At 47.3% G+C, this 16,606-nt stretch carries 12 protein-coding genes; 7 read left to right on the forward strand and 5 right to left on the reverse strand.

The annotated features are described in order from the left end of the window. The first annotated feature begins 87 nt into the window (after positions 1–87). Together F4V51_RS00980 and F4V51_RS00985 are read left to right on the forward strand one after the other, a co-directional pair. Positions 88–1,341: a mechanosensitive ion channel family protein gene (locus F4V51_RS00980; RefSeq protein ID WP_153976504.1), complete on the forward strand. Its 1,254-nt coding sequence runs from the start codon at positions 88–90 to the stop codon at positions 1,339–1,341. Positions 1,342–1,506: 165 nt separating this feature from the next. Beyond that, the gene (locus F4V51_RS00985; RefSeq protein ID WP_153976505.1) at positions 1,507–2,361 is read left to right on the forward strand and encodes an aldo/keto reductase; all 855 of its coding nucleotides are present in this window, start codon (positions 1,507–1,509) and stop codon (positions 2,359–2,361) included. 177 nt (positions 2,362–2,538) lie between these two features. Here the strand turns inward: F4V51_RS00985 and F4V51_RS00990 are convergent, their stop codons facing one another. Next, on the reverse strand, positions 2,539–3,690 hold the full coding sequence (locus F4V51_RS00990) for a glycosyltransferase family 2 protein (protein WP_153976506.1): 1,152 nt from the start codon (positions 3,688–3,690) through the stop codon (positions 2,539–2,541). Between the two features lie 401 nt (positions 3,691–4,091). Between F4V51_RS00990 and F4V51_RS00995 the strand changes: the two genes are divergently transcribed. The 5 genes from F4V51_RS00995 (at position 4,092) to F4V51_RS01015 (ending at position 11,123) form a co-directional block, all read left to right on the forward strand. Next, entirely contained in the window at positions 4,092–5,669 is a 1,578-nt protein-coding gene (locus F4V51_RS00995) for an extracellular solute-binding protein (RefSeq protein WP_162009870.1), read from the forward strand. Between the two features lie 72 nt (positions 5,670–5,741). Then, complete coding sequence (locus tag F4V51_RS01000; protein ID WP_236146671.1) at positions 5,742–6,668, forward strand: ABC transporter permease; 927 nt, start codon at positions 5,742–5,744, stop codon at positions 6,666–6,668. A gap of 30 nt (positions 6,669–6,698) precedes the next feature. Continuing rightward, a complete protein-coding gene (locus tag F4V51_RS01005; protein ID WP_153976509.1) occupies positions 6,699–7,583 on the forward strand; it encodes a carbohydrate ABC transporter permease in 885 nt (294 codons plus the stop codon). 44 nt (positions 7,584–7,627) lie between these two features. Then, the gene (locus F4V51_RS01010; protein WP_162009871.1) at positions 7,628–9,961 is read left to right on the forward strand and encodes a helix-turn-helix domain-containing protein; all 2,334 of its coding nucleotides are present in this window, start codon (positions 7,628–7,630) and stop codon (positions 9,959–9,961) included. Between the two features lie 31 nt (positions 9,962–9,992). Continuing rightward, positions 9,993–11,123: a glycoside hydrolase family 88 protein gene (locus tag F4V51_RS01015; RefSeq protein WP_153976511.1), complete on the forward strand. Its 1,131-nt coding sequence runs from the start codon at positions 9,993–9,995 to the stop codon at positions 11,121–11,123. Positions 11,124–11,262: 139 nt separating this feature from the next. Here F4V51_RS01015 and pdxA read toward each other — a convergent pair whose 3' ends face one another. The 4 genes from pdxA to F4V51_RS01035 all read right to left on the reverse strand — a co-directional run bounded on the left by pdxA (position 11,263) and on the right by F4V51_RS01035 (position 16,447). Beyond that, positions 11,263–12,258 carry a 4-hydroxythreonine-4-phosphate dehydrogenase PdxA gene (pdxA, locus tag F4V51_RS01020; protein WP_153976512.1) on the reverse strand — a complete coding sequence of 332 codons (996 nt, stop codon included), beginning with the start codon at positions 12,256–12,258 and terminating at the stop codon, positions 11,263–11,265. After that, complete coding sequence (locus tag F4V51_RS01025; protein ID WP_153976513.1) at positions 12,255–13,550, reverse strand: four-carbon acid sugar kinase family protein; 1,296 nt, start codon at positions 13,548–13,550, stop codon at positions 12,255–12,257. Before F4V51_RS01025 ends, pdxA begins: the two co-directional genes overlap by 4 nt. 60 nt (positions 13,551–13,610) lie before the next feature. Continuing rightward, positions 13,611–14,597, reverse strand: a complete 987-nt coding sequence (locus F4V51_RS01030; RefSeq protein WP_153976514.1) for a 2-keto-3-deoxygluconate permease — start codon at positions 14,595–14,597, stop codon at positions 13,611–13,613. Positions 14,598–14,764: 167 nt separating this feature from the next. Further along, positions 14,765–16,447, reverse strand: a complete 1,683-nt coding sequence (locus tag F4V51_RS01035; RefSeq protein WP_153976515.1) for a PrpR N-terminal domain-containing protein — start codon at positions 16,445–16,447, stop codon at positions 14,765–14,767. Positions 16,448–16,606: the final 159 nt, after the last annotated feature.

Here is a 16,606-nt window from a genome sequence, read left to right on the forward strand (position 1 = left end):
ATAACGTGCCTCTTATCTTGAATTTTGCTTCGTACCAGAGAGTCATTTATAATGAAAAGCTAAACTAGACTGCGTTAGGAGGAAACAATGGATTTTATCAAAAAACAACTAGACGGAACGGGCATGAGTGAACAAACCATTGGCATTCTTTCAAACATCATCATGGTTATTTTTATAGCGATGGTCTCCATCCTGGCGAATTATATTGCCAAAAGAATCGTGCTGAAGACGGTTCATCATATCGTCAATAACAATCGGTACAAATGGGGCCATATCATTGTGGAGAAAAAGCTGTTCCACAAGCTGTCGCATCTCGTGCCGGCCATTATTATCTATTATTCTGCTTATGTCTTTCCATCCTATCAGGCCTTGATTGAAAAGGCTGCAATGACCTACATGATTGTCATCATGATTACGGTTTTCAATGCCTTACTTAATGTGTTTGATGACATATATCGTTCCTATGAAGTCTCCAAGATCAGGCCGATCAAAGGTTATATCCAGGTCGCCAAGATTATTCTTTTCATCATCGGGGGCATTATCGTCATTTCGAGCCTTATCGGTCAGAATCCGTTGATTATTCTCAGTGGGCTTGGTGCGTTATCCGCTGTGCTGATGCTGGTCTTCAAGGATTCCATTCTGGGCCTCGTGGCAGGCGTTCAATTATCGTCGAATGACATGGTGCGTGTTGGCGACTGGATTGAGATGCCGAAGTATAATGCTGACGGGGATGTCATTGACATTACACTCAATACAGTTAAGGTAAGAAATTTTGATAAAACGATCACGATGATTCCGAGCTATGCCCTGATATCTGACTCGTTCAGAAACTGGCGAGGCATGCAGGTATCGGGCGGCAGAAGGATTAAGCGAAGCGTCTATATTGATACAAGCAGCATCACCTTTTGTACCGAAGACATGATTGAGGAATTCCGGAAGATCCACTATCTTACCGACTATATCGCTACGCGAATCAGTGAAATTAACGAGTACAATATGGAGCATCAGATTAATACGGAGAGCAAAGTAAACGGCAGACAGCTCACGAATGTGGGGGTATTCCGGGAATACATCCATCAGTATCTGAAAAATCATCCGAAGATTCATCAGGATATGACGTTGATCGTGAGACAGCTAGCACCGGGAGACAACGGACTGCCACTCGAGATCTATGCATTCAGCAATGATATCACCTGGGGGGTGTATGAGTCGGTGCAGGCCGATATCTTTGACCACATCTTTGCCGTGGCGCCGACGTTTGGTCTTCGTGCTTTTCAAAACCCAACGGGTCACGATATCGTTCAGCTTAAGGAAAGCCCGCAATTTTCACGTGGCTACTAAAGTAGGAATACCAAAGGATACTGAGTTCAGCTCATATGCATTATGAAGACCTGTACCGTCTGGAAAGAATTGATTCAATCGTGCATAGAGGGGTAGAATAAACGAGAGGGACTAACTAATTTTCCATTCGTTTTGTATACCTTTTTAGCAAAGGAGAGTCTTCAGATGAATCATCGAATTCCGGAATATACGTTGAATGATGGCTTGAAAGTGCCGGCAATTGGGTTTGGTACCTATAGCTTAAAAGGTGCAGAAGGCGTTAAATCCATCGTATCTGCGCTGGATGTGGGTTACCGATTGATTGATACGGCCTATAACTATGAGAACGAGGCGACAGTCGGAAAGGCCATCAAGCAGAGCTCTGTTGCGAGAGAAGAACTGCTGATCTCTTCCAAACTGCCTGGGCGTTATCACGATTATAATAAGGCAATCGTAGCCATCGAGGAATCCTTATACAGAGCAGACCTTGATTACTATGACCTTTATTTGATTCACTGGCCGAATCCGAAGCAGGATAAGTATGTAGAAGCCTGGCAGGCACTCATTGAGGCGAAGAAACGGGGATATATTCGCTCTATCGGAGTTAGTAACTTCCTGCCTGAACATAATGAGCGTCTGATTAAAGAGACTGGGGTAGCCCCAAGTCTGAACCAGATCGAGCTGCATCCGTTTTTTGACCAAGCCGAGCAGCGGAAGAAGGATTCGGAGCATGGTATTGTCAATGAATCCTGGAGTCCTATTGGCCGCGGTAATGATGCCGTGCAGGATGTGGTGAAGGATGAGAAGATCCTCCGCATAGCAGAAGCTCATGGCAAAACGGGAACACAGGTCATTTTGCGCTGGCATACCCAGCTGGGTTCCATTCCAATTCCGAAAGCAGGCTCCCTTCAACACCAGAAGGAAAATATCGATATCTTCGATTTTGAGCTGAGCGAGCAGGAGATGGAAGTGATCTCGTCGTTCAATCGTCAGGATGGACGGTTATGGGGACAGGACCCGAGCGAATACGAAGAGTTTTAAAGTAAGTAATAAAACCGTACTATTCACCATAAGGGTGAGAAGAACGATTATGTAGGAAGCGACGCCTCCCATCTGCAGAGATGTAGATAGGAGGCTTTTTGTTGTGTTTTTATTTGAAAAGGAGAATTGAATTTTCAACCCATCCGTAGTTGATCATCTTCTAACGTGAGTCCTAACCTACTCCACCAATGTTTCAGACCTTTGCACCATATCCCGTAAAACACGAGCCACTCTGCTTTTCCTGCCTGCTGCTCTTCGCTTTATTTTAGCTAATGATTTTTTGTATGCCTCTGCATCAGATTGGAGTAAGAACTGCTTGGCTGCAATTCGTAGTGTCCTTTTTAACAATCGTGCGGAAGAACGTGTTGTTCTGGACCGGAACCCTCTGCGCAAGATCCTCAGTGTATTCTTGTAGGTTTCGAGGTCAGCGGATGGAGGCACAACGCAAAATAAATTCAGTGCGGAATCATTGAAGCCATAGGTTTCCAACATGATTCGCAGATTCTCCGTATTGAGCACATCCCCCCGGAAGTGGGTTGGGTGCTCCTGATGATAGCCTACGACCTCTTTGATGCAATAGAAAGGCACTTTCAAACAGTGCAGCCTATAGCCCAAATCCCAGTCTTCAAGCCCATAAAGTACATATCTTTCGTTGAAACCCCCAACGCGATTCAGCAGACTACGCCGGACGGATACACACCGAGTAACAAATACCATCCATGGAGCTACATCTGTGCTCGCAAATTGTTTGATGACTCCCGGCGGCATTTTGGATGGGAAAACGACTCGTGACAAAGCATCTGTATGATGAATGATATCTGCGGGTGTTACCAACGGGATAATTTCATTCGCAGCTTCTAGTTCGGGACGCCATGAGTTTGATGCTGTGAGGACGGCATGACAATGTTCTTTCTCTTCTGGGGAAAAGTCCGGATAGTAGTGGGTATATGAACCATCGAAAGAATGTGGAAAGCCAGAAACCACGGCTCTTGGATTTTTACGATGATACTGCCGCACGGTTCGAATAAACTCGGGTAGTGCCAGAAAGTCAGCATCGCAAAAGATAACATACGACCCTTTGGCATACTGGAGCCCCAAATTACGGATCGCCGATCTGCCGCGCTGTTCTGTTTGGGTTACATAGGTCAACGAATATGAAGCACGATAAGCTTCAACCAGTTCTTTCGTTCCATCCGTTGAACCATCATCAGCGACGATAACTTCAAAAAGATGTTTTGGGTAGGTCTGCGCCTCGAAAGCCGCCAGTGTAAGTGGTAACTGATGAGCCCGGTTATAGGTTGCAATAATGATACTGTAGCGGATCGCCATGCTAATTTCCCCCTTAGGTTTGTTGATGTTTTTTTATGGATACCCGAACAGGTCTAAGAAGTGATATTAGTGTATTCCTGGATTTTCGTGGGGACTGGTCAAACACCCTAAGATTTCAGAAACAGGCTTGGTCGATGGCAATCATAATCTACATGCTTAAACCTAGACGGTTTAAGGGAGATAATCAGCCTTCATTTGAATCGTACAGTTCATTCCTCCAATATGATCTTGATCTTTTGCCTGCATGTGCAAATCCTGCGCCGAATAAGGGAATATCAAATTTTGAATATGTCCGCAAGAATGAAGGATAGCCATAATAGCGGTCAGGCAGTACCTTTATGAAGAGAGCTCCGCATCAAGGGTCAGACATCTTACACGAACACATGGGGGGACGTGAAGCGATGAAACGGTCATGGAGAAAGCGGCTGGCGATTGGAATCTGCCTGATGATGGGATTCACAATTCTGGCAGGATGCACAGGGGACAATGGAAACGCGGGTGGGGCAGAGGGAGATGGCACTACGCCAATATCGATCTGGATGTCAATGAACACGAATGCTTCCATTACGCTCAAGAGTATGAATGAAATCACGGCGATTAAGGAATGGGAGAAGAAGACCAACACCAAAATCGAATTTCAGCATCCTGCGGTGGGTGCCGAGACCGAACAGTTCAATGTCATGATTGCCTCGAATCAGCTGCCTGATGCCATGTTTGTAAATGGAGATTACGCCAAGCTGTTCAATGATGGTACCATCATCCGTCTTAACGAGCTCATTGATGAATACGCTCCCAATTTGAAAAAGATTTTGGATGAGAACCCGGAGGTCGCCAAACAGTTAAAAGCAGACAACGGCGATATCTATGCCATTCCGCATCTACGGCTGGGGGAATACAAAACCTTCGGCGGTACATTCATTCGTCAGGATTGGCTCGATGAGCTAAAGCTGGAGAAACCGGAAACGCTGGAAGAATGGGAAACCGTACTTAAAGCGTTCAAAGAGAAAAAAGGTGTGTCCGCGCCCCTGTTGTTCGGTGCACCGCCTAAAATGACAACGATGGGACCCGCAGCACCGACCTATCTGGAGGCCTACGGGATAACCAACAACATATTTATGCAAGATGGGAAAGTAGTCTACGGACCAATTGAGCCGGAATACAAGGAATTCCTGACGATGTTCCATCGCTGGTATCAGGAAGGGCTGATCGATCCCGATTTTGCTACCAATGACCAAAAAACATATGACGCCAAAATTTTGAGTGGTCAGGCAGGTGCCTTTTTCACCTTCATCGGTGGAGGTGTAGGCCGCTACCTCCCCGCTCTGCAGGAAACCGACCCGAACGCCAATCTGACAGCCGTCCAATATCCGGTGTTGAATAAGGGCGATGAACCGATGTTTACCGGACGTTCCTGGGAGTGGAGCAGCAGCGGCGTCGTGATCACCAATAGCAATAAGCACCCGGAGGAAACGGTCAAAGCGCTGGATTACTTCTTCAGTGAAGAAGGGCATATGCTGAAAAATTTCGGTGTGGAGGGCCTCACGTATACGATGAAGGACGGTTACCCGACCTATACCGATGAGATTTTGAAAAATCCGGATGGATTGTCAGTTGCCCAAGCAATGGCGAAACATTTTATAGCCAACTATCCCTTCGTGGGTGAGGATGACGACCGGTACAATGAGCAGTACTATCAGCTTCAGCAGCAGAAGGATGCCGCGATTCTCTTCTCCAAATACAGCGAGAATACACTGAAGGTGGGTCTTCCTCCAACCAGTCTGACAACAGAAGAATCCACGGAATACAGCAAGATTATGAGCGATATTGGAACGTACCGGGATGAAATGTTCGTCAAGTTTGTCATCGGGGTAGAGCCGATTGAGAACTTTGACAAGTACGTCGATCAGATCAACAAGTTTAACGTCGAGCGGGCCATTGAAATTCAGCAGGCAGCGCTGGACCGCTATAACGCCAGATAACGAAGAAGTCGTCCGTGGGGAAGCCCGCTTTTTACCTCGCGGATGCTCTCCTTCGAATTGATAAGGAAGGGGATGGAGAAGGTGTCGCACAAGCTCTCCTTGTTATGGCTCAATTACAAAAAGAATAAAGCGATCTATTGGATGGCTCTTCCCGTCGTTTTGTATTTTCTCGTCTTCAAATATCTGCCGATGTATGGAGCGATCATTGCATTCAAGGATTATTCAGTGGGCAAGGGCATATGGGGCAGTGATTGGGTGGGACTGCAGCATTTCCGGGATTTCTTTCAGAGTTACTATTTCTGGCGGATTTTGAAAAACACCCTGGTGCTGAGCTTTTATCAACTGTTGTTCGGATTCCCTGCACCCATTCTTCTTGCCCTTCTTCTCAATGAGCTTCGCAACGAAATATTCAAGCGCACCGTGCAGACCGTTTCTTACATTCCGCACTTTATTTCCATCGTGGTCATCTGCGGCATGATTGTGGATTTCTCATCCCGGGATGGACTGTTTAACACCATCATTGAATACTTTGGCGGCCAGAGCAGTGCGCTTCTCAGTGATCCGGCCAATTTCCGTACGATGTATACCGCTTCATCCATCTGGCAAGAGCTCGGCTTCTCCAGCATCATTTATCTGGCTGCACTTAGTGGAATCAATCCCGAGCTGTATGATGCTGCGAATGTGGACGGGGCAAGTCGCCTTCGCCAAGTCTGGCATATTACGTTGCCTGGCATCATTCCGATGATTCTTATTCTGCTGATTCTCCGTATTGGCGGATTGATGGAGATCGGTTTCGAAAAAATCATTCTGTTATACAACCCGAACGTCTATGACACGGCGGATGTCATCTCGACATTTGTGTACCGCAAAGGGATTAGTGAAAGTGCCGAATTCAGCTATACAACCGCGGTAGGCTTATTCCAATCGGTCATTAACTTTACACTGCTCGTTGGTGCCAATCGCCTGTCGAAGGCGGTATCCAATACCAAGCTATTCTAGTCAGGAATGAGGTGAAGGAGGGAAGTTCAGATGAGAATAAAACGATCACTCGGAGAGCGGCTGTTTGGTGGTGCCAACGCCATCCTGATGACGGGCCTGATTATTGTTACTTTGTATCCGCTGCTGCATGTGCTGAACGCATCGTTCAGTGATTCCGGCCAGCTAATGGCCCATAGAGGTCTGTTGCTCTTTCCGAAAGGACTGACACTGGAGAGCTACAAGCTGGTTCTCAGCAACCCGAACATTCTGTCCGGGTACCGAAACACCATATTCATCGTCGTGGTGGGTACGGCACTGAATCTGCTGTTCACCATTCTGGGAGCATATACCTTGTCTCGCAAAAGCTTCATGCTTCGTAACCCGATTATGCTGGCGATCGTGTTTACGATGTTTTTTAACGGGGGCATCATTCCATCGTATCTGTTGATCAACAACACGCTTCATATGGGGAACAGTCTGTGGGCTCTGATTATACCTGGGCTGATCAGCAGTTATAATCTTATTATTATGCGGACTTCATTTCAGGAAATCTCGGAAAGCCTGCTGGAATCGGCCCGTATGGACGGGGCGGGAGAGATGTTAATCCTTTGGCGGATCGTAGTGCCGTTGTCCATGCCGGTGGTCGCAGTGATGATTCTCTTTTATGGAGTGAGCCATTGGAATTCTTGGTTCGGCGCCATCTTGTACATCCGGGATCGAAATCTGTTTCCGCTTCAGCTGGTACTGCGCGAAATCCTCATCCAGAACAGCACAGACTCCATGACGACAGGGGCGTCAGCCGTGGACAAAGAGGCGATCGGGGAAAGTGTGAAATATGCAACGGTCATGGTTGCCACGCTTCCAATTTTGTTTATCTATCCTTTTCTGCAGAAATACTTTGTCAAAGGTGTTATGATCGGAGCAATCAAGGAATAAATCAGTCGTAAGCCATGCCAAACCACCATGTGAGGAGGAGACTCATGAAGAAGAAAAGCATCCTGCTGTCCTGGAGCATTTCTTACATGGTCATTCTGCTCATCCCGATTGTGATTGGTGCCGCTGTATTTGCCGAGTCCCGCATCTTGCTTGAGGAAGAAGTGAATCGCTCCAACATGGTGCTGCTCTCTCAAGTGCAGGAGACGATCGATAACCAGATTGGGGATATTGGCAGCATCAGCAATCAACTCATGGCCGACTCTCAGTTAACAAGCTTCATTAATCATGCGTCTGAACAGGATGGCCGGTGGCGGTTAATGGGACTGGAGCTCATCAAAAATCTGAAGTCTACACGCGTCGGAAACGGCCTAATTAGCGAATTATATATTTATATCAAGGACGCCGATGTTGCCTTGTCCTCTTCTTCACTTATTCAGAAGACCTATCTGTATGACATGTTCTACAAAGGCACGGATGTATCCGAGGAGGCGTGGACCGGACTTATGCACGATACCGACACGAGCAGTTTCAGGAAAATGGCGGTTCGGAGTGAAGATCGGCGCATTGAAGATACACTTGTCTACCTGCAGCCATTCCCCATCCAGAGTGCGGCGGATAGTCCTGCAACCTTCGTGGTCAACCTGGACCCGAATCGGTTCCAACAGGCGATTGATAATGTCCGTTTGGAAAAAGAGAGCACGGTATTCATCCTGGACGATGAGGGGAACACGTTGTTTTCCACAGGAGGTTTTGAAACCCCTTACAAAATAAATGGAGATCTGAATTCCGGGCAAGATTCGGGAGTCAGAACCGAGACGATCGATTGGAACGGTGAATCCGTCACCATGTCCCAGATCTCTTCCAAGGTCCAGGATTGGAATTATGTATCGATTATACCTACCCGGATCTATGCCAAGAAACTAACGGTCATTCGCAATATTACAATTGGAGGCGTGGCCGCTGGACTTCTGCTGGGTGGGGTAGCGGCCTGGTGGTTCACCAGGAGGAACTATCGTCCGCTGGGACGGATCATGAACATTATCTCCGATAAGGTCAAATGGAAACTGGAGCAGCCGGACGATGAATATGGCATTCTGCAATCCGTGCTGGTCCGTGCCTGGGAAGAGCAGGATCAATTCGCGAGCAGGCTCAAGGACCAGCAAAACGTAGTACGAAGCAATTTGCTTGCCAAGCTGATGAAGGGCAGGGTTCAGGCAGGTGAAGAATTTGCCTCAACGCTGGAACGGCTTGGTGTTCACTTCGAGACTCCATCGTTTGCCGTACTGCTCCTGCACATTGAGAATGTGGATGGGTTGTTCCGGACAAAAGTACGCGAGCAGGACCAGGAGGAGAAAGAACAATTTGTGCAGCTCATTCTGACCAATGTGCTTGAGGAAATGATAGGCCCCATTGGCCAAGTGTTCTCGGCAGATATTGATGGAAGGATCGCATTTCTCATCAACATTCGGGCAGATGAGGAGAATACCGGATACCGGCTAATCAGCGCCATTGAGGAAGCCCAGCGTTTTATCGGATCACGGTTTTGCGTGTACTTTTCGGTGGGGGTAAGCGATGTTCACCACGGCATTGCAGCGATCGGAGACAGCTTTCGGGAATCGGAAGAGGCACTGGAATATCGTCTGATTTTGGGGATCGGGCAGATCATTGACCAAAACCGGATTCGCAGGCCGAAGGAGGAATTATATTATCCTCTCGATCTGGAGAGACAGCTTATTAATTATATTGCGACAGGCAATTATGCCCGTTCAACCGAAGTGATGAACGAAATTCTCATGACCAATTTTACGGGAGAGCCCTTATCCGTTGAACTGGCACGCTGCCTGATGTTTGAGTTAATCGGTACCATTCTGAAAGCTACGGAACAGATCAAGTCAGATGACCAGAATGAGATGACGCATCGTAATGATCTGATTCGGCAATTATTTGCATGCGAGACGTTTGAGGAGATTGAAGCCGAGCTGCTGCGAATCCTGGAGACCGTCTGTCAGATGGTGAATGAACGCAAACGCTCCCGCAACGAAGAGCTGAAAGACCAGCTGATTGAATTCATTGTAGAGAACTATGCAGACGTTAATCTGGGTTTGACTCATTTGTCGGAACGCTTTCGCTTCCATCCAACCTACGTCTCGAAGTACTTTAAGGAGCAGACGGGAATCAACGTGATTGATTACATCAACCAATATCGCATCGAACAATCCAAGAAAATACTGCAGGCTGAGGAAGGGACCATTCAGGATGTATCCGAGCGTGTAGGGTTTCTCAACAGCAATTCGTTCATTCGTGTCTTCAAAAAGTATGAGGGTATCACTCCTGGTCAATATAAGCAAAATAGCAGACTTGTCCAACATGAAAGATGAAAAAATAGATTCATAGAGGAGGACTTATTCCATGTGGAAAAATGCCATTGAAGATGCACTCCAAGTCACGAGAAGCAACATTGACCGATTTGGGGAGCGATTTCCCCATGTAAGTAACGGGGATGAGCATTATGTGCTGAATGTTAATACAGAGTGGACGGCAGGTTTCTGGTCAGGCATCCTATGGCTATGCTCGGAATACACACAGGACCCGCTGTATCGTGAGGCAGCTGTTAAGACCGTCGATAACTTTCGGATGCGCATGGAACGGAAGAGCATTTTTGACCATCATGACATAGGCTTTCTCTACTCGTTGTCCTCCAAGGCCCAATGGATCGTGGAACGTGATCCTGCTGCACGTGACCTTACGCTGGAAGCTGCAGATATGCTGATGAAGCGCTGGCGTGAAGAGTCAGGTCTGATCCAGGCTTGGGGACGCAAGGGAGATGTGAACAACGGAGGTCGTATTATTATCGATTGCCTGCTTAATCTTCCATTATTGCTATGGGCATATGAACAGACTAATAACGAAGAATATCGGCGAGTCGCCAAACTCCATGCGGAGAAAAGCCGGCGTTTTCTGGTTCGTGGAGATGATTCCAGCTATCATACCTTTTATTTTGATCAGGCGACTGGTGAAGCCATTCGTGGAGGGACCCATCAGGGCTATAATGATGGCTCCACATGGACACGCGGCCAGGCATGGGGGATATATGGCTTTGCGTTATGCAGCCGATATCTGCAAAGTACAGAGATGTTCGAGACAGCGAGGCGTCTCGCCCGTTACTTCATTGCCCATGTACCGGAGGATCATGTAGCCTATTGGGATTTTGATGCACCACAGACATCCGAAACCAAGCGTGACAGCTCTGCATCTGCTATTGCAGCATGCGGGATTCTGGAGATCGCCGAGAGATTGGATCCAACCGATCCGGAACGGCAGTTCTTCATGGACGCGGTGCAGAACTCAATGGTGTCCCTGGTACAAAATTACTCTACACACGGGTCCGAATCCGAAGAGGGCTTACTCAAGCATGGTTCCTACTCCGTAAGAGGTGGAGATTCACCGGATGACTATGTCATCTGGGGCGATTATTTCTATCTCGAAGCATTGATGCGTTTGGAGCGAGGCATTCCTGGATATTGGTATGACCGGAAGTAGAACGGTAGGCAAAATGATGAAGCATATATGATCAAGCAGGGTACATGAAACATAAAAGCAGCGACTCTTCCCCTCAAGGAAAAGTCGCTGCTTTGTTTTGCTTCTATAGTTGAATAGGTTTGAATGCGCCCTATTACATTTACATTTTTGGAGCAAGCTCAATGGCGGAGCGAATGGCTGCGAGCATGCTTTTATCATCGGCGATGTTTTTACCAGCGATATCGAAGGCCGTACCGTGGTCAACGGAAGTGCGGATGATGCCGCCTTTTAAGCCAACAGTGATGTTCACGCCTTCTTCGATGCCCATAACTTTGATCGGAGCATGTCCCTGATCGTGGTAGCAAGCAACTACGATATCGAAGTCACCGCGGCCTGCACGGAAGAACAATGTATCCGCAGGAAGAGGACCAACCACATTAATGCCTTCCTGCTGCGCACGCTCAATACCTGGCTGAAGTTTTTCTTCTTCTTCACCATTACCGAACAAGCCGTTCTCACCTGCGTGCGGGTTAATACCGCATACCGCTACACGCGGATTCTCGAAGCCTGCTTTTTTGAGTGTATCGTGAGCAAGTTTAACCACCGTGTAGGTTCTTTCGGGATTGATGCTGGCAATCGCATCGATCAAGCCCATGTGTGTTGTCAGGTGAATAACCCGCAGGTTAGGCGTCGTCAGCATCATGGAGAAATCCTGTGTATCAGTTAGATCGGCCAGAATTTCGGTATGTCCCGGATACAGGTGACCACCTTGGTGCAAGGCCTCCTTGTTCAGAGGAGCAGTGCAGATCGAGTTGATTTGCTGTTTTTTGGCCAGTTCAATGGACTTGGCCAGGAATTGAAAGGCTGCATCGCCCGCTATAGGAGACACCTTTCCATATTCGAGATCGGCAGGAATGAGATCCAGATCAATGACATCCACCGTGCCGAATTCATATTTGGCTTCCGAAGGCTCCTGAATGGCATTGACGTTCAAGCTAGATCCAATAACGGGCAGAACACGTTCCAATATTTTTGCATCACCAATAACGAGTGGATTGCAGTTGTCGTAGACCTCCTGATGGCCTAGTGCCTTCATAATAATCTCGGGTCCGATACCTGCGGCATCGCCCATTGTAATTCCAACTGTGGGTTTCATACTGGAATCCCTCCTTTTAATTTTTCAATCGCATGGATGAAGACTTCTGGTGTGCCGAAGCCTCCTGCTTTGGTAATGACATGTAAATCTTCGATTCCGATAAACTTGGAGATTGGAACACCAATCTCAAGCTCGTCCAGCAGCTCGAAGCCGCTAATATTCCACTTCATACAAATTTGCTTGGCGGTGTCTCCACCGGTCATGGATACACCTTTGAAATTACCTTCTTCAAGCAATCTGGCACAAATCTCGCCCATCGCCCGCACGATTTCGTTGCTGACCTCGGTATGATTCAGACTGCGAGCTTCACCCGTGGCACGTGCCAGTTCAATATCAACCTGCTCTGCCGTGGAGTACAAGACAACGTCTTGGCCTGCAAGAGACTTGGCTTTTACTTCTTTATACACACGCTCCATTTCCTCTGTCCGATCTGCTGCGGCGGATACGGCTTTGAAGGAGTGGAATGCAACGGAGGAAACGCTGGTCTGTCCCAGCAGTTTCTTCAACTGAGCACGTGAGTTTTTATTTACACTGCCTACGACAGTTAGAATAGGTCCAGAATTTCCCGGTATTGTCAGTTCTGTTGATTTACCCTCCAGACTGAAATGTCCGGGAAGATAGTTGGCAATTCCTGCAGAGCCTGCCCAGGCAAAGGTATATTCAAGCGCGCTGGTCATTTGCAGGATTTGCTCCAGATGCATTTCCTCTGTCGAATCTACAAGTACATATGGAATGCCATTTTCTTTGAACTGGGTTAACCTCTTCTGGATATGCTCCTTACCAGCTTCCAGATCCGATACGCTGATCTCACCTACTTCATACTTCGTCTGAAGCTTCAGCAGTTCCGGAAGATACGAGACCGTCACAGGTGTTTTGGGATCGTTCGCGATCTCGGTGTCAGCCAGTGGGATTCCGTTCAGGTAATGTACCCCGCCCAGGATCGTACGATTATTCTTCGGATACCCTGGTGCAATCATCATGAAATCCGGTTGAATCACGTCGTACAGTGCATCAATCTCAGTTCCAATGTTACCACGCATGGTGGAATCCATTTTTTTGAAAATGGTATCGAATCCATTTCTCGTCAGAAACTCGGCTGCATTACGAACGCGCTGATAAGCTTCATCCGAGGCAATGGAACGGCTGTCCGTGTCGAAAACAACAGCATCGTAATGACGAATATTATTCTCGTCCATGTTAAATAATACACTGGTTTTCAAGCCATGACGGGCAAGCTGAACCCCGCTGTCATTGGCACCAGTCAGATCATCTGCAATAATGGCTAATTTCATGCTGTTCTCGCCTCCTTGAGAAAAAGTGAATTCTTGTCCGCTCAGTATAAGTTTGTTGCTTTATGTGGTCGGTCTTTGATTGTACTTCTCGACGCCGCCTGATTTCTCCAGCCGTTTGGATAGGAAACCAATGAAGATCGGCAAAAGAATAGCGGTGGTTACGACACTTGCCGCAATTTGTACGGTAGCAATTTCAGCAATAGGGGCAAAGGAAGCATTGGCCGCTACGATAGCAGCAGGTGTACCTACAGCGTTACCCGCTGTGGAACCTTCCGAAGCTCCGACAATAGGATTCCAGCCGATGGCTTTGAAGAGCAGGTAGCCAACGCCGCCAGTGATCAATACTGTAATTACACCCAGCATGATGCCGCTTAGTCCACCTTGAATGATAGACGAGAAGTTGATTCCCATACCGAGTGAAAAGGCGAAGAACGGAACGAGCTTGTCACTGCCTTTATGCAGCCATTCAGCCAAGTTGCGATCCAGGTTACCAATAACTACACCGACGATCAGTGGAAGCAGTACGGCTACAAAAGCCATCGGGGAGAACATGCCATTGGCGAAGCCCATCGCACCGAAAATAGAGAGTGCAACCATGGTAAGAAAAGGTCCGTCGCTGAGTGCGAGGAATGGATAAGCTGCCTTGTCATCCTCTTTGCCGTATTGTCCGGCCAGGGCGATGTACAGTCCGCCGTTGGAATTCGTCATAGCAGCGATAATGGCAAGTGGTGCCAGACCAAGGAATAATCCATTGGAATCTGCGAAGAAAATGGCGATCAAACCTAATATTGCACCAACAGCCCACTTGAACACAAGCAGTGTAATACCTTTACCGACAGATGAACCGGCTGTCTTGAACGTAATCTGTGTTCCGGCAATCAGGAGGAACAAAGCGATCAGCGTGCTTGAACTGTTAACGAACAGGGCTTCGGTAAATCCGCCAATCCGCAAGGCATTGGGGAAGAATGTGTTAATCGTTGCACCAAGTAACAGCGGGACAACCATCATACCGCCAGGAATACGATCTAATGTCGCTTTAATGTTCATAGTAGTAGCTCCTTATTTAAGTAATCGTTTTTATGAAGCGCTTGCAGGGACTATCTTAACGCAGATTGTTTATTTTAGCAACAATAATTTGCTGTAAATTTTAAGTAATCACTTAAGTGTTTAATAATGCAACACATCGAGTCATAAAAAAAGCACAAACTTAAAGATCATTCTTTAAGTTTGCGCCAAAGTGTGGCTCGATTAATCCCCAGGCGATCTGCAGCCTTGGATTGGTTATTGTTTTCTTCCTGCAGAACGTGCTGAATAATTTCCTTCTCGATCTCTTTCAGCGTACCATTCAACCGCATCGTGTTCGTTGCAGAATGCTGATTCAGCAGGCGGGACAACGTATCTGTCGAGATCACATAATCCTGCTCATTTAGGGCAGCCTGTTTGATAAGATGCTTCAGCTGGCTGACTGTCATCTGTGGAACCTGCTCCCGGATTAACTGCAGTGCATCCTCCTTGATCTTCACCGCAGCGGTTCCATACTTATGATAATAGTCGGTAAGGAACTGCTGGATCAGTGGAGCCAGATCCTCCAGCCTGTCCGCAAGACTTGGCATGATCATGGTACTCAGCTCGATATCAAGCGTCCAATACGGATTCAAGGGCTCTTCTCCCAGAATGAATACACCAATCTGCCTGTTCAGACAGGTCTGAATGAATGAGGTCACCTCTTCATCATGGAGCCGCTGTTCGATATGATTCAGCTCCACGTTGCGGACTTTGGAGAGCGGTATTTTATGCAAATGGCCGGCAGGTACCTGCGACAGGTCTATTTGCAGCAGCAGTCCACCGCCTGAGTACATCTGATGCATGTGTTTTACGAGAAATGATTTACCTGAATCTGCATGTCCGAGCAGATAGATGGGTTCGTGATTTTCATATACAGCCTGAATGTTCTTCAACATCACCTGCATGGCTGGTGATTCGGCAACAATGGGCCCGATGGTTATATCCGTGTAGGTGGTTATGCCGAATTGTGCAAACTGGTAAGGCTGTCCTTTTTCAAGCGTGTAGACTTTATAACCCTTATTATTCAGCGTTGTTTCATGGGCTGTTACTGTCAGCTGATAATCGTCAACCATGAACATATGTTGAACCTGAGATTGCTCAAACTCCAGATTGGTATTTATCAAATGAATAAAATTTTCCGTCAATGGGTTCTTCTCAAAATCGGTCAGGTTTTCGAATACGATATCATTCCGTTCATCCAAGATCAGCAGATTGGGGTGCTCTTGTGTGACCAGGTTGTTCAAAATAACAGAAATGGCTTGGTTCTTGCTCAGATAGCGAAATACCAGCTGGGCATCTTCAAGCGCGCGTAGAATGGCTTCCTTGCCAGACTGAATCAGTAAGCCTTCGAGCCCATAGGTTCTGGCGGTATCTACGGTGATCACATCTCCGACAATCTGACGATATCCGGATGCTTTCAGCTCCAGCAGCAGCCTGGCGACATCTTCGGAACTGCGAATCGTATATACCTTGAGGGGCAGGTCCATCAGATCAATAATGGATTGTGCACCTGAGGTGATATTCGAAAAGCCAACGATGGCCGTTTTGCCGTTAAACTGGCTGGCGAGAGTCAAGGAACGAATCATGTCATATCCCGAGAGCTGTACATCAATCACGGGAATCGTGACGGCTTCCTTAATCAGCTGTGCAGTACCCCCACGGCTAATGATAATTTCAGCCCCGTTTCGTTCGGCTTGTGAAGCCAGTTCGGCCCCCTTCGCCAAGTCGCCTACATCGCATTGAATCGATAATTGAGGAAACTGGGGAATGCATTCTTGTATAATGGTAGTCATGGATTCGTAAGGAGCAATGATATGAACTCGTGTACGCATAATGTTCCTGCCTTTTATAGAAATCTCATTTAATGGTTCCCTTATTATAGCCAACTTACGAGAGATTGGCATCTTTGCTCTAGAAGCTTTAGGTGCAGGATCGCAGAGGAGCGATAAGCCAGGCTGTTTGCTGCAGCTGTTACCTTGTGATCATTATCA

Source organism: Paenibacillus xylanilyticus (genome assembly GCF_009664365.1).
GTDB lineage: Bacteria > Bacillota > Bacilli > Paenibacillales > Paenibacillaceae > Paenibacillus > Paenibacillus xylanilyticus_A.